The sequence below is a fragment of the Mesorhizobium sp. WSM4871 genome, from assembly GCF_055811295.1.
In genome coordinates, this window is record NZ_JBVVPU010000075.1 from 1 (window position 1) to 254 (window position 254).

The 254-nt window shown below is 62.2% G+C and carries 1 protein-coding gene; it reads right to left on the reverse strand.

Annotated features, from left to right (window positions below; translation table 11 throughout):
• Positions 1–254, reverse strand: a 254-nt coding sequence (locus AC0L2H_RS32575) for a hypothetical protein (RefSeq protein ID WP_473593688.1), incomplete at both ends; no start/stop codon positions are given.

Here is a 254-nt window from a genome sequence, read left to right on the forward strand (position 1 = left end):
GCTGGATTTTTGGTCACCGCAACCCATGTCTCATTGTCGTCCCTGTCTGTGCCCAGGATTAGCCAGGCGACCGGCTCTCCTGCCTTCACGCCCACCGCTACCGGTGCGACAGCGGGGGAGGCGAAGAAGAGAGGGCGGACGTTGCGGACATCCTTAGGATCGGGGATGTGGCTGGAGTACATCGTGCCGCTCCACCGGTTGTGGTCGTGGCTGTAGCAAAGCTCAAACAGGTAGCCTACCGGCTCCTCGCTCGG